The sequence below is a fragment of the Rheinheimera sp. B2H12 genome, from assembly GCF_059620065.1.
On sequence record NZ_CM184363.1, the window covers coordinates 4,731,259 to 4,744,529 of the forward strand.

Below are 13,271 nucleotides of genomic sequence, written 5' to 3' on the forward strand. Positions count from 1 at the left end.
TATGTGAGAAATTAAATTTTTTCTAGGCATCAACAGCAGCGCTCTGATTTTATTTGATGGTATGATCTCGAGCGTTTATCGGCTAATGCTGATATTTATATAGGAACTATCAGCTAAATATTCCCATGTGATCTTTCTCTTTAATTATGAATAATATGTTAGATTCAAAAGCACCTACAGATGCATCGTTCCAGAATGCGCCATATTTCAATAACTTTGCTTATCCAGTCACGACAGCCTTCGTTGGCCGTGAATTCTCATTAGAATACAACATTAACTTCTGATAAAGCGGGCTGGAACAGCCCGTCTTTATGTCAGATTGTTTCAGAGAAGACCTTGGTCTTCTCTTTCTTTTTTGAACGACCAGGCTTTTAGACGCCGTTTAATCCATATCAATGCCTGATTTACCAGCGATGTTGCCGCCACAGTTGTTGCTGGGCTGGCGTCAGAAAGCTCCAGCAGATAAACCGGCTTTGTTTATTGCCCTGCGCCATCTCTACCAGCCGCGATTCTGTCACGCCCAGCGCACGCAATTGCTGCTGTATCGCTGGTAAATGCTGTTTTTTCGCCACCAGACAACTAAACCAATACACCTGATGACCAATCGACTGACTTTGTTGGATCATCCGGCGAATAAATTCAGCTTCCCCACCCGGACACCAAAGTTCATGCGATTGTCCGGCAAAATTCAGCGCCGCAGCATCAGCGGCTAAGCCAAGATTTTGCCTTTTACGGGCGCTGCCCAAAGCAGCTTCTGTAGCTGAACTATGAAAAGGCGGATTACATAAAGTGACATCAACATAATCACCGGGCTTGAGCAAGCCATCGAAAATGGCCTGGCTGTCCGGTTGCGCCCTGAGTTCAATTTGCGCTTGCAACTGATGTTGTGTAATCAACTGCCGGGCATGGGCCAGTGCCGTGCTGTCAATATCACTGGCAATAGCCCGCCAGCCAAGCGCCCGCACTGCTAATAGCGGATAAATCAGATTGGCACCACAGCCAATATCCAACACCGTCAGATGGCGGCGTTTCGGCAACTTGCCCTGATGACTCTGTTGCAGCAGGTCTTGTAAATGCAGCAGATAATCCAGCCGCCCCGGCACTGCTGGGCATAAATAACCTTCGGGTAAATCCCAGTGACTGAGCTGATAAAAATGTACTAATAGTGCCTGATTCAGCGCTTTGACCGCTTTAGGATCGGCAAAGTTAATGCTGGTTTCGCCGGCGGGGGTTGTGAGCAAAAATGCCGATAAAGCCGGTACTGACTGACATAAAGCGGCAAAATCATAACGTTGATGCGGATTGGTCGGGTGCAGCGTCGCGGCAGCAACTGGGACTAAAGTTGGTTTCATAGAACAATACCAGCAGAATTAAACGGGATTGGCGCCACAAGACTGGCGAACAATAATTTTCGGTTCGATTTCGGTCTGGGCTATACCTTGCTGGTTAATCAGCCGTAATAAGTTGACCACCAGCATTTCACCGGCCAGCGTGGTATTTTGTTGAATAGTCGTCAGCGCCGGCGACGAGAAGGATGCCACCGGAATATCGTCAAAACCGACCACGGCAACATCTGTCGGTACATGCAGGCCTTGCTGTTGCAGCGCTCGCATCACGCCGATGGCAATTAAATCACTGGCGGCAAAAATAGCATCCGGCTTAAAACCACTGGCCAGCAAGGCCAGCGTGGCACTAAAACCAGCTTGTTCAGTCGAAATAGCAGCGTAATGGGGCACCTGCGCCGGATCTATGCCCTGCTCGGCGAGTGCCTGAATATAGCCTTGATAACGTTCAAAAAATTCCGGACTACCTTCAGAAGCATTACCAATAAACGCATATTTTTTTCGCCCCAGCCGCCACAGATGTTCGCCAGCTAATCGGCCGCCCTGCTGGTTGTTACTGCGGATGGTAAATTCGGGATGTCCTTCAACTTTGGCGCCCCAGCAGACAAAATGAGTTTGTTGTGCCAGTAACTGATGGAGTTTTTCTTCGTAATCCATATAGTCACCGTAACCAAGCAAAATAATACCATCGGCTTTTTTGCTGTCTTCATAATCGGCATGCCAATCGTTGCTGAGTTGCTGGAACGAAATTAATAAATCATGGCCTCGTTTGGTGCAAGCCCTGGTGATGCTGCCCAGCATCGACAGAAAAAACGGATTAATTTGCGACTCATCGACGGTTGGATCTTCAAATAACAACAAGGCCAGGGTTCCACTGCGCTGCTTGCGCAGATTACTGGCATTTTTATCCACTTTATAATTGAGTTGTTTGGCAATGGCAAAAATTCGATCTTTGGTTTCCTGATTCACCGCCGGACTGTCGCGCAAAGCTCTGGATACCGTGGATTGTGACACCCCGGCCTGGTAAGCAATATCAAATGACGTGGCTTTTCCTTTCATGAATAAAGCTCCATCAGCAGAGGGCAGGAACAGATGAGACAATAATACGGACTGAAAGACACTGCAGTTACCTTAGACCAAAGCCAAAAACCGTGCACAACGACAAGTTGTTACACAGCAGCTAAGGTGCCATAACCAGGCACAAAAAGGCAAGCAAAGTACTAAATATGCTGGGAAGGGGTCGTTCGCTGCACTGTAGTTGTGGGCTTAATGCTAGGTGTTGGCTTAACCGCAGCAGTCAGTTTAACGACAGGCTGAGTGGTTGCCAGAGGCCGGACTTCTGGTAAATGTGAACATGAACCCAAAACATGCAACAGCGTAAATGCCAGTACTTGATTTCTGATCACCACAACAGGATGTGGCAAAGATTTAAGCTGTGTCAAAAGAGCCTCCTGGCGGACAAAAAACGTAGATTCAGTGTAGAAGCAAAATCCAGAGCGGAGTGTAACAAATAAAGTGGCATTTTGTGAAATATTGTTATTATGACTGAAGATATTTCTGCTCAATGCTAAAGTAGCAGCATGATTGATCAACAAGAGCCTGAAGTATGCGCCTGTTGCTAATTTTTTTGCTTTTTCCGGTACTGGCTTTGGCCGATTGCCGCGAAACTGCCGTTGCTAATCCGAACTGTATCGATACTGACAAACTCTATATCCGACTCGGCATGGGCTTAGGTCACAGATCAAATCCAGTGGCAGGTGGACGGAATTTACCTTACTGGTTATTACCGGATCTGAGTTATTACAGCAAACACTGGTTTTTCGACAACAGCACTCTCGGTTATAGCTTTGAGTTAACACCAGCCTGGCAGCTGAGTATGGTCACTCGACTGAATGAAGAAAAAGGCTATTTTCAGCGCGCGCATGCCAGTAATCTGTTGAATCGTTTTATGGTCAGCAATGCAGAAATGGTGGGCCCGACGCTGAGAAATAAGCAGTTGCAGCCGCTTAGCATCAATGATGTCAAAACCAGACCTACAGCGCTGGATGCAGGTCTGCAACTGGACTGGTTTTTACCGCAACTGCAACTACGGGCGAATTGGTGGCATGATGTTTCAGGGAATTACCAGGGACAACATGCCAGCCTGACCCTGCAAAAGGGTTGGCAGCAAGGCCAGCTTCACTGGCAATTCAGTTCGGCTTTATACTGGAAAAGTGCCGAGTTGATGCAAACCTATTATGGCGTGGATGAAGTTGGTTATGAAATGTCATATTATCGGCCCAGCGATAGCTGGCAACCCGAATTAAAGCTGATGGTCAGTTATCCATTATCAAAACAGTGGATAGGCCTGGTGTTTTATCGTTATCGCTGGCTGGATAATGCGATGACGGACAGCCCGCTGGTGCAGGAAAACAATATACGTGGCTGGTTTGTTGGCTTAAGTTATCAGTTTTTTTGACATGGAAGTAACCTAGTAGTGATGCCGTATCTGAGTCTGTTGGTCCTGACCTTAACTGCAGCAGCCCCCGTTGCTGCAACTGCATTGCCTGTACAGACTACGCCACAGACGGCTGCTGCAGCTTGTCCGGATCCTTTATGCTGGCAGGTCACACCACAAGTCTGTTTGGTCGACCAACAACAGCAATTGTGCCAGTTGGAGTTGTCATTATCCTGGCAGAGCCAACAACAACTTTCCTTATGTGTTTATCTGGATCAGCAGCAACTTTCCTGCTGGTCTGCGCAGCGGCAAGGTCAGCTGAAATCAGCAGTCGGTCTGACAGGACCTGCCATACTGCAATTACGTGATCCAAAACAGCAAGTGCTGCTCAGCCAGCAATTAAATGTATTAAGCCGTCAACCTGAGCGCCGACGCCGGCTGGTGGCCCCCTGGAGTGTATTCTGATGCAGAGAATTTTAGTGGTGGAAGATGATCAACGGCTGGCATCCCTGATGCAGACCTTTTTGCAGCAAAATGGTTTTCAGGTCCGGCTGGAAGGCAATGGTCTGCAGGCCGAAGCCAGCTGTCGCGAGTTTCAACCCGATATCATGGTGCTCGATTTGATGTTACCCGGCATGGATGGTTTTGCCATCTGCCGTGCGGTGCGGCCATGGTTCAAAGCGCCGATCCTGATGCTCACGGCTAAACAAAGTGATATTGATCAAGTGCTTGGTTTAGAGTTAGGGGCAGATGATTATGTGATTAAGCCGGTGGAGCCCCGAGTGTTATTAGCCAGGATCCATGCCTTACTCAGACGCAGCCAACCAGCCGTCAGTCCGGATGAGTCCTTATTGAACTTCGGCAAGCTGCAGTTAAATCAGGCGTCACGGGAAGCTTATTTTGCCGGCCAACTGGTGGAACTGACCAGTTATGAATTTGATTTACTGTGGATGCTGGCCAGTAATGCCGGTCAGACTGTGCGCCGGGAAGCGATCCATAAACAAATTATTGGCCGGGAGTATGACGGCCTGGACCGGACAGTCGACGTACGGGTGTCCCATCTGCGCAGAAAACTTGGTGATAATGCCGATACCCCTTTTAGGATTAAAACAGTCTGGGGCAAAGGTTACTTGTTCGTCGCTGACGCCTGGCACTGACATGCGGCGGTTGTTCCTGCATTTTTACCTGTTCATGTTGCTGGTGCTGGTGGGTATTGGCAGCAGTGTTGACCGGCTGTGGCAACAAAGTCAGCTGCAGGAAACGCCAGCTTGGGTAACGATGTTAGGACAAAGCCTGGCCTATCAACTGACCCAACCTGAGGTCACCCCACAAGCGGTTGCCAGCCAGCTTGAACTGCCACTGAGCAGTCTGGCGCCAGATGCGATTGGCTGGTCGCCCTCTGAACAGCAAGCACTGGAACGCGGCCAACTGGTGCCTTTATTCAGTGACAGTCAGCTATTTTTTTACCAGTTGCAAGCTGAACCGGAACTACTCTGGCAATTTGGCCCTATTGCGCTGGATGCGCCAGCCCAATATGGTCATTGGTTTACCGCATTATTTTTTGTGTTACTCGCTATTGCTGTGGCTTTATGGTTATGGCCGTTAGCCAGGGATATCCAGCGTTTACAACTGCAGTTACAGCAATTTGGCCAAGGCATGCAACTGCCGGAGCAACCACTGCCCCCCCATTCATTGCTGGCGCCTATCGCCCATAGCGCGCAGCAAATGGCTGAACAAATCCGGCGCCTGATCAGTCTGCAACGGGAGATGACCCACGCCGTGTCTCATGAATTACGCACACCATTGGCCAGACTGAGTTTTGCGCTGGAAATGCAGCCGATGCCCGAAGCTGACAAACAAGCCATGCAACAGGATTTACAGGAGCTTGATCAACTGGTGGATGAAATGCTCGATTACGCCCGTATGGAAACACAAGTGGTGACCCTGCAGTTTGAGCAGGTCAATCTGACTGAATTACTGCAGAATTTACTGGAAAAACTGGCATTGATCCCAGGACCGCAGATCCAGTTGATCGCGCCGGTGGCGGTCAGTTGTTATTGTGACGGCCACTATCTGGAACGGGCTTTACAAAATTTGCTGGTTAATGCCAAAAGATACGGCCGTCAAACTGTGTTGTTGTCATTAAACACTGCACAACAACAGTTGCAGATCCGGGTCGAGGATGATGGTCCTGGTATTCCGCCTGAACAGCGTGAGCATATCATTCAGCCTTTTGTCCGGCTCGATCAGAGCCGCAGTAAAGGCCACGGCGGCTTTGGTTTAGGTCTGGCGATTGTCAGCCGGATTATTGACTGGCATCGCGGCAGTTTGCAGATCAGTGATTCAGCCTTGGGTGGCGCCTGTTTTACCCTGCAACTCAACAAAAGCGCAACCGCAGCTGCGCCAGTGACCCCTGTTATAAACCGAGGTTAGACAAGAAATCGTCATCCACCATATCGGCAGCGGCAGCCGCCTGATCACCTTCTGCTTTGGCCTGATTGGCATTGGCCAGAATATCATCGACATTTTCATGCGCTGCTTTTTCAAAATCATGCAGCTGAATAAACTCAGTTTTATCCATCGCCAGCTCCATGTAGAAAATATTATGCAGCGGCGTGCTAAAGGTCACCCGACGGGCTTGGGGTTGATCCAATTGGGTATTGATCAGGATCTGGACCTGTTTGTTGATCGCCATCATTTTCGGCTGACTTTGGTTAATCGAGGTATGTAAATCCAGCCGCACTCTGTTGGTGAAATCACCCACGATCTGGTTCATCAGTTCACCCATCACGTTACCCACTTCGTCCGAAGTGTGGAACTGTGCCAGTTCTGATTCAGGCATCCCCATACTCATCATATACTTACGGTAAATTTCCAGCGCGGCTTCGGCGGTGAAATTGATAATCACCAAACCTGAGAAACCGCCGTCAAATAACACAAAACAACCCAAGTCCGGTCGCAAACAGGTTTTCTGAATCTTCTGTACCATCGGCGAGTATGCAACCTGAGCATTGCCAGCAGCACCCAGCACCTGGGTCACCGAAGAACAAAGGGTGATTAAAATTTCATCTGTGGTAATGACTGTATTCTTTCTCATGGAGGCTCCTGACTGGCCCGGGCAAATAAGGCTGCTGACTGCTTATAGCCTGGGCATATTGCCCGGTATAAACACACATATAAACGACAATTGCCCGCACCTGCCACGGTTTGACGGCAATGAAAACAAAGATGCGAACGGCTTACAGGAACAGATCAATTGTCGGTATGCATCAAATACTAAGCCAGCCTGTGCCAGCATGCAACTTTGTCGCCAAATTGTCTGCAAAGCCCCCTTTGCGAACAGCGCCTGTTGCGCTATCGTGGCGGTGCGCTTTGGGCTCAGCAAGGAGAAGTTTCAGTGCCGTCTGTGGGTGATCGTAAAGCCAGTCATTCTTATGTTCGCCAGTTACAACAACTGATCGATGATTTATTGGCCAGTGGTAAATTCCAGCAGTCTGTTTATCAGAGTGCAGCGCAATATTTCAGTGCCGACCCACAACAAAAACAACAACTGAACGCACAGGAACAACTCTGGCAGCAATCACAGGCCGATTTATCACACGCCACCGCTAAAACAGAAGCCACGCTCATCGCCAAAGTACAGCAACAACGCGAGCTGTATCAGAAAGCTTGTCAGCAGTACCAACTGCAGTTGCAACAGCGCTATGAACAACTGGAGCTGTTGTGCCACAAAATTTTACGACTCAGTGAAGGGAACAGTCAGGAAGAAACTATCAGCCGGTCCTCCCGCCTGCTGGGCTGTCTGCAGTTAATGGCGCCCAGCAATGGTGACTTTATTGCCACGGTACAGCAAAAATATAAGCCTTTTTATAAAGCGGTATTAAGCTTGCGCTTGCTTGATCATGCCCTGCAGTACCAGTTGATCGCCGACCCTTATCTGCAACAACAAGCCAGTTTGCGCCATAGCGGCGCTGATCCGGAACAATGCCCGTTCCGGCAAAATGTGCAGATCCCGTTATTAATGGCACTGTTACTGCAGGATATTGGGTTGTGTCTGCCTGAAATCCGGCAATTGTTTCAGGGGCCCGCCGGTGAACCGTTACAACAGCGCGAATTCAGTCAACTGGAGCGGCAGCAATATTTGCAACTCAGTCTGGATACCGCTTTACAGTACCTGCAGCATGGCATGTCGCAAGGCCCATATCGTGGTCATAGCAAAACAGAAAGAGCAGACTACCAAGCCGCTTACCAGCAACGGATCCTGTTCAGTTGCCGTTTATTACAAGCCGCGGCGTTACCGGGCGATGGCCTTGGCAACCTGCTGAAAATTCCACAAGTCTATGCCTCGGCCGTGTTGCCAGGTCGCAACAGATTTAACTATCAGGCCTTGCCCAAAGTGGCGTTGATCCTAAAAAATGGCGCCAGACAAGGTCAATACGATGATCAACTGGTCAATGCACTGTTGACCATCACCGGTATCTTTCCGCAAGGTTACGGGATTGTATTTCTGCCCAAGGATGCCGACGGTGTATCACCGGATCGCTACGAATTTGCCATCGTCAATTCATTGTACCCGGCTAAACCTGAAGTACCGGTTTGTCGGGTAGTCAGCCGGAAATTGCAGTTTCGCAGTAACGGCATCAACTGTACGGTCAGCGTGGCGCAAAATCTGTATTTTAAACCCGCACGCCAGCAACTGGCGGTGATGGCGCCAGCCCGACTGAAAGAAATACTGCAGAAATTATCTGCCAGTGCTGACACTGAACCGGCACGCTATCAGTTACCCAGATTCTGGCACCCAGACTTGTATTTTGCCGATCCAAAACATCAGAATTTATGGAATAAAGCAGAGCTGCTGGAGAACTAGCGTCAACAGGAACTGCGGATAGCAGCAGCGCCGCCAAATTATAAAATCGAAAAATAACTGCTGTTAATCAGCGAAAATATGCGATTTTTTGCATTTTCTGTTTCAGCTACACTAGCCGCCTGTTTGTTAGATAAAGTAATCCAGCATGAACCGTCCGTCCCCTTCTTTGCCTCTGATGATGTTATTTGCCGCTGTCATTGCCACGACACCGCTGGCCATAGATATGTATCTGCCGGCCATGCCACAACTGGCGCAAAGCCTGCAAACTGACAGTGTGATGGTACAACAGTCACTGAGCATTTTTCTGGCCTTTTATGGCATTGGTATGCTGCTGTTTGGACCCTTAGCCGATGCTATTGGCCGCCGCCCGCTCGCACTATGGGGTCTGGCCGGCTTTACGCTGGCCAGCCTGCTGCTGAGTCAGACCAGCCAAATCGAATGGTTCCTCGGCTGGCGAGCGTTGCAGGCACTAGCTGGCAGCGCTGCCACTGTGGTGATCCCCGGCATCATTCGGGCTATTTATCAGGAGCAAACGGCTAAAGGCATGTCTTATGTCTCCATGATGATGATGTTAGCCCCGCTGGTGGCACCTGCTATCGGTAGTATGGTGCTGTTGATTACCAGTTGGCACTGGATTTTTGTGGTGCTGGCCTTGTACGCGGTGATCACAGGTTTGCTGGCCTACCGTTATCTGCCGGAAATCAGCCAGCAACATGAACGCAACAGCATCGATTTTTTTGCCTCTTACAAAGTGGTGTTTTCACATCGCAGCGCCAGGCCGATGATCGCGATTTCAATGTTCGCATCTTTTAGTTTTTTCTGTTTTTTAACCGCGGTACCTTTTGTCTATATTGAGTTTTACCACGTCAATGAACAGACTTTCAGTGCGTTATTTGGCTTGAATGTGGTGATGCTGATCCTGGCTAATCTGCTGAACAGCCGGCTGGTGAGCCGCTTTAGCAGTCAGCAGATGCTCAGTGCTGGCTGGTACAGCGCCTGCTTGTTTGCCGCAGGTTTACTGCTGGTCAGTCTGCTGAATTTACCGCTGTGGTGGACAGTGGCGATGATCGCCCCCTTGATGGGAAGTCTGGGTTTAATTGCCACCAATGCTGACGCACTGATCCTGATGGCTTTCCCGCAACACAGTGGCACCGCCACAGCCGTGATTGGCACCTTGCGATTTGGGGTAGGTGCATTGGCTGGGCCATTACTGGCGCTGACCGCCAATGGCACTATCGTACCTTTTGCGGCGCTGATGTGCAGTGGCGTGCTGGCAATTGCCGTCGCACGCCGTTATATCAGTCTGCCACATACTGCCGCCTGATTCAGCGCGGCAGCCACTGTTCCTGCACGTTCAGGCCACGGTGCCACACCAGTTGCCATTGGCCGCCAGTCGGTAACGCCTGACTATCGCGACAAAGCTGGCCTGAAGTTTCCTTCAGCGCCAGCGCTGTGATCTGATCAGACTGATGATGGATCAGACTCAGGCTCAGACCTTGCCGGGCAGGCCAACTGACACAGACTTCATTGCTGCGTTCCTGCACATCTGCGACTGGCACTGTGCCCGCAAGCGATTGAGCCTGGGCACTGACATCTAACTGGCTAACCAACTGCTCAGCGCGCCATAACTCAATCCGGCTGATGTCCTGCAGTGGTATCTCAAAGCGAAACGGCTGAGCCCGCGCAGCCGTGGCCGGCACTGCTGCCGGATGGCCGTACTCTGGCAACCAGGGGTCCACCTGCAGTTGCTGGCCTGCACTATTGAACAGTCTGAACTGCCAGGCAGAAGCCGGATACTGCACCGGCGCCCGACTGACCGGCAATACAGTGCGAATGCTCAGTTGTCCATCGACACCGATACTGCCACTGATGTACAAGGCGCGTTCGGCCATGGCGGCAGCAGACACTGTGTTATCCGCTGCCGGACTGGCAAAGGCGGCCTCCGGTCGGGTCAGCAGAAAATCCTGTGCTTTCTCAAAATGATAATCAGAGACATGCTTGGGTGAACAATAACTCATCACATCACGGTAACTGTTGGGCTGGCGCAGTTCGGTCAAAGCACTGTTAATACCAACACTGCCAATACTATTGCCGTTATAGGGATAACGCAAATCCGCATTCGGCGGCGCGCCACAATCAATATGCTGCAAATTCAGATTGTGCCCAAGCTCATGCGCCATCGTATTCCCATTACTGTCGCTATCCAGCCCGACCGCTTCGTAGCCAGGCCGGAAGCCCAAGCCACCACAGCAACCATCGCCCATGGCGCTTTTGAAATAACCGTAATAATAGACTTTGCCATTTTCGGCCGCGCGCAAATCACTCAGCTCATCCAGCATGGTGTAAGCCGTCGTAGCACCAGCAGCCGATGTCAGCACATAAGGCGCTCTGGTGCGGACATCCACCTCAGCCAGCGGCCAGAACGATTTAATTTGTGCTGCCAGGGTAGTAGGTTCCGGCAGCTCTGCCGTGCTGGTGTTACTGTCTTTGACCTGACTAAAAGGCACCAGCAGCACCGCCAGTTTGTTCTGACTGGCAAAGCTTGGTGTGAGCGTGCGCAAAATATCCCCATTCACCCGCACCTTCAGTTGTAAGCCAGCCTGCAGCAAACTGGCAGGTAATTTCAACTGATAACTGTTGCTCAGGCTTTGGTAATTGACGGCCACCGGCACCTGCGCCGGCGCGGTCGCTGTCAGGGTCTGCGCTGCGCCAACGCCGGACGCTTCCACCGTCACCACCGGCAGTTGTGCTGGCGCTGTTGCGGCAATCAAATGCAGCCGCAACAGGGCATCCCGCCCGGGAACCAGCAAGGGGTTACTTTTCATCACCACCTGGCCAAAATCGACGCCAGCCAGCACTGGCGCTGCACCTGTCGGCGAACTGAGTGGCAATCGCACCAGCTTTTCGCCACCCAAACCATTATCAAACAACAAGCTAAGCTGATAACTGTTTTGCCGGGTAGATAAACCCAGTAATTGCTGGCCGTTCAGACTGCAATCGCTGATTTTTTGCAGCGGCAAGCGGGCTACATCCGTTTGTAAATCCAGATGCACTTCACAAGCCCAAGCGCCGCTGTCCGGGGTATTGCTTAACTGCCAGCGTACACCGATGTTGTCATTTTCCTGATAAGTACTGGCAGTGATTGCAGTATTGCCCAGCGTATCCGGACAATCACTGCGCGGGATATTGCTGGCCTGCACGGTCGCGCCTGCCTTTTTGAGTTGTTCAAGCACTAAGGTCGCACGGGAAAACCCTTTCAGATCAATACAACCCGTTACGCCGACATCAGTGCCTTGGCTCGCCAGGCCAGACGTTAACAGCGGCTCCAATTTGCTGACCAAGGTATCAAATAGGAACAACACCCGTAGCTGAGTGGCGTTTTGTAACATCGAAATATCTGCCACCTCGGAATAGCTGGCAGATAAATACCGCAATTGACTGACATTTTGTAAGCCTGTCAGGCTGCTCACTGCTGTGTTACTGACATCCAGATGGGTCAGTGTCATATTGGTCAGCGCGTTGAGCTCAGCAATATCAGTGTCATACAGATACAGCGCTTTTAATGGCAGCGCTGACAGTGGCGTTAAGTCCGTCAGCGGATTGCTGTTTAATTGCAGTTGGGTCAGCCTGGATAAAGCACTGAGCTCCGTCAGATCGCTGATATTGTTATTGTTGGCTGATAAACTAAGCAAACCACTGGCAAAGCGCAAGCCACGTAATTGGCTCACACCCGTTCCGTTCAATTGCAATGTCGAGAGCCCGGCCAGCCTGCTTTTTAACACCGGCTCGCTGCTATTGAGTCCAAGCGCCTGCCTGACGGCAGTATTGAGCGCCGGATCGGGGAACACGACTTCAGTGTCTTTATTGAAACTAGCCGTGACGGCACAATCTGTCGTCAGGGCGGCAGTCGTAAAAATAGATCCAGTCAGCACACCACCACAGCCACTGACATTGGAGATTTCAAAACCGGCATCGGGCGTGAGCGTAAATGACTGCACCGAGCCAGCGGGGACTTTGCTACTGCCTGGGCTGATCCGGCCACCTGCGCCAGCAGTGACGGTCAGATTAACTGCACTTTTACTGAAAGTCGCAGTGAGGTTACAGGCGGCAGTCACTGCATTGATTTGATAGCTATTACCGCTGAGAGTGCCGTCACAACCCGTCACCTGCGCCACCACATAATCGGTATCTGGGATCAGGCTGAAGCTGGCCGGCTGGCCATGCGCGACCTGCACGCTGGCCGGACTGATGCCCCCCCCCGGGCCTGCGGTTGCGGTCAGGTTATACTGCAGCGGGGTAAAAGTGGCACTGATGGTGCAGGCTGCGGTCACAGCGGCAGTCTGATAACTTTGACCGGTTAAAGTGCCGCCGCAACCACTGACAGTGCCGATGCTAAATCCGGTGGCGGGCGTCAACACAAAACTACGGCTCTGGCCTGAGCTGACGTTGGCGCTGACCGGACTGAAACTGCCAGTTCCTGCCGTCACAGTGGTCGAGACCAAAAATCCGCTTGGCGCAGTTGTCGTGCCACCACTGTCACCCCCTCCGCCACCACAAGCGCAGAGCAGCAATGACAACAGAGCGAGACCAGCAGAATAAGATGTTTTCATTGAATGTACCTGCC

At 51.0% G+C, this 13,271-nt stretch carries 10 protein-coding genes; 6 read left to right on the plus strand and 4 right to left on the minus strand.

The features are described from left to right. Window positions 1–404 precede the first annotated feature (404 nt). Together rlmF and AC53GJ_RS20185 are read right to left on the minus strand one after the other, a co-directional pair. On the minus strand, window positions 405–1,352 hold the full coding sequence (gene rlmF / locus AC53GJ_RS20180) for a 23S rRNA (adenine(1618)-N(6))-methyltransferase RlmF (protein ID WP_496730193.1): 948 nt from the start codon (window positions 1,350–1,352) through the stop codon (window positions 405–407). A gap of 18 nt (window positions 1,353–1,370) precedes the next feature. Next, window positions 1,371–2,402, minus strand: a complete 1,032-nt coding sequence (locus tag AC53GJ_RS20185) for a LacI family DNA-binding transcriptional regulator (RefSeq protein ID WP_496730194.1) — start codon at window positions 2,400–2,402, stop codon at window positions 1,371–1,373. A gap of 547 nt (window positions 2,403–2,949) precedes the next feature. On the opposite strand from AC53GJ_RS20185, the gene AC53GJ_RS20190 reads away from it, so the two are divergent. From AC53GJ_RS20190 to AC53GJ_RS20205, 4 genes are read left to right on the plus strand one after another with little or no spacing between them, the layout of a single operon-like run. Next, a complete protein-coding gene (locus AC53GJ_RS20190) occupies window positions 2,950–3,801 on the plus strand; it encodes a MipA/OmpV family protein (RefSeq protein WP_496730195.1) in 852 nt (283 codons plus the stop codon). Between the two features lie 21 nt (window positions 3,802–3,822). Then, complete coding sequence (locus AC53GJ_RS20195) at window positions 3,823–4,245, plus strand: DUF3019 domain-containing protein (RefSeq protein WP_496732829.1); 423 nt, start codon at window positions 3,823–3,825, stop codon at window positions 4,243–4,245. Next, the gene (locus AC53GJ_RS20200; protein WP_496730196.1) at window positions 4,245–4,937 is read left to right on the plus strand and encodes a response regulator; all 693 of its coding nucleotides are present in this window, start codon (window positions 4,245–4,247) and stop codon (window positions 4,935–4,937) included. Before AC53GJ_RS20195 ends, AC53GJ_RS20200 begins: the two co-directional genes overlap by 1 nt. 1 nt (window position 4,938) lies before the next feature. Further along, a complete protein-coding gene (locus AC53GJ_RS20205) occupies window positions 4,939–6,213 on the plus strand; it encodes an ATP-binding protein (RefSeq protein WP_496730197.1) in 1,275 nt (424 codons plus the stop codon). Here AC53GJ_RS20205 and AC53GJ_RS20210 read toward each other — a convergent pair. Next, the gene (locus AC53GJ_RS20210) at window positions 6,197–6,877 is read right to left on the minus strand and encodes a DUF3334 family protein (RefSeq protein WP_496730198.1); all 681 of its coding nucleotides are present in this window, start codon (window positions 6,875–6,877) and stop codon (window positions 6,197–6,199) included. The two genes, AC53GJ_RS20205 and AC53GJ_RS20210, sit on opposite strands and share 17 nt — an antisense overlap. 300 nt (window positions 6,878–7,177) lie before the next feature. On the opposite strand from AC53GJ_RS20210, the gene AC53GJ_RS20215 reads away from it, so the two are divergent. Together AC53GJ_RS20215 and AC53GJ_RS20220 are read left to right on the plus strand one after the other, a co-directional pair. Beyond that, window positions 7,178–8,647, plus strand: a complete 1,470-nt coding sequence (locus AC53GJ_RS20215) for a hypothetical protein (protein WP_496730199.1) — start codon at window positions 7,178–7,180, stop codon at window positions 8,645–8,647. 145 nt (window positions 8,648–8,792) lie between these two features. Beyond that, complete coding sequence (locus AC53GJ_RS20220; RefSeq protein ID WP_496730200.1) at window positions 8,793–9,971, plus strand: Bcr/CflA family efflux MFS transporter; 1,179 nt, start codon at window positions 8,793–8,795, stop codon at window positions 9,969–9,971. A 1-nt stretch (window position 9,972) separates the two neighbouring features. On the opposite strand, the gene AC53GJ_RS20225 is transcribed toward AC53GJ_RS20220, so the two are convergent. Further along, window positions 9,973–13,257 (minus strand): InlB B-repeat-containing protein, encoded by a 3,285-nt coding sequence (locus AC53GJ_RS20225; RefSeq protein ID WP_496730201.1) that lies wholly within the window; start codon window positions 13,255–13,257, stop codon window positions 9,973–9,975. Window positions 13,258–13,271: the final 14 nt, after the last annotated feature.

Bases quoted from the DNA above. Each gene is read 5' to 3' on its own strand.
- rlmF (WP_496730193.1), bottom strand. From the start codon at position 1,352: ATGAAACCAACTTTAGTCCCAGTTGCTGCCGCGACGCTGCACCCGACC.
- AC53GJ_RS20185 (WP_496730194.1), bottom strand. From the start codon at position 2,402: ATGAAAGGAAAAGCCACGTCATTTGATATTGCTTACCAGGCCGGGGTG.
- AC53GJ_RS20190 (WP_496730195.1), top strand. From the start codon at position 2,950: ATGCGCCTGTTGCTAATTTTTTTGCTTTTTCCGGTACTGGCTTTGGCC.
- AC53GJ_RS20195 (WP_496732829.1), top strand. From the start codon at position 3,823: ATGCCGTATCTGAGTCTGTTGGTCCTGACCTTAACTGCAGCAGCCCCC.
- AC53GJ_RS20200 (WP_496730196.1), top strand. From the start codon at position 4,245: ATGCAGAGAATTTTAGTGGTGGAAGATGATCAACGGCTGGCATCCCTG.
- AC53GJ_RS20205 (WP_496730197.1), top strand. From the start codon at position 4,939: ATGCGGCGGTTGTTCCTGCATTTTTACCTGTTCATGTTGCTGGTGCTG.
- AC53GJ_RS20210 (WP_496730198.1), bottom strand. From the start codon at position 6,877: ATGAGAAAGAATACAGTCATTACCACAGATGAAATTTTAATCACCCTT.
- AC53GJ_RS20220 (WP_496730200.1), top strand. From the start codon at position 8,793: ATGAACCGTCCGTCCCCTTCTTTGCCTCTGATGATGTTATTTGCCGCT.
- AC53GJ_RS20225 (WP_496730201.1), bottom strand. From the start codon at position 13,257: ATGAAAACATCTTATTCTGCTGGTCTCGCTCTGTTGTCATTGCTGCTC.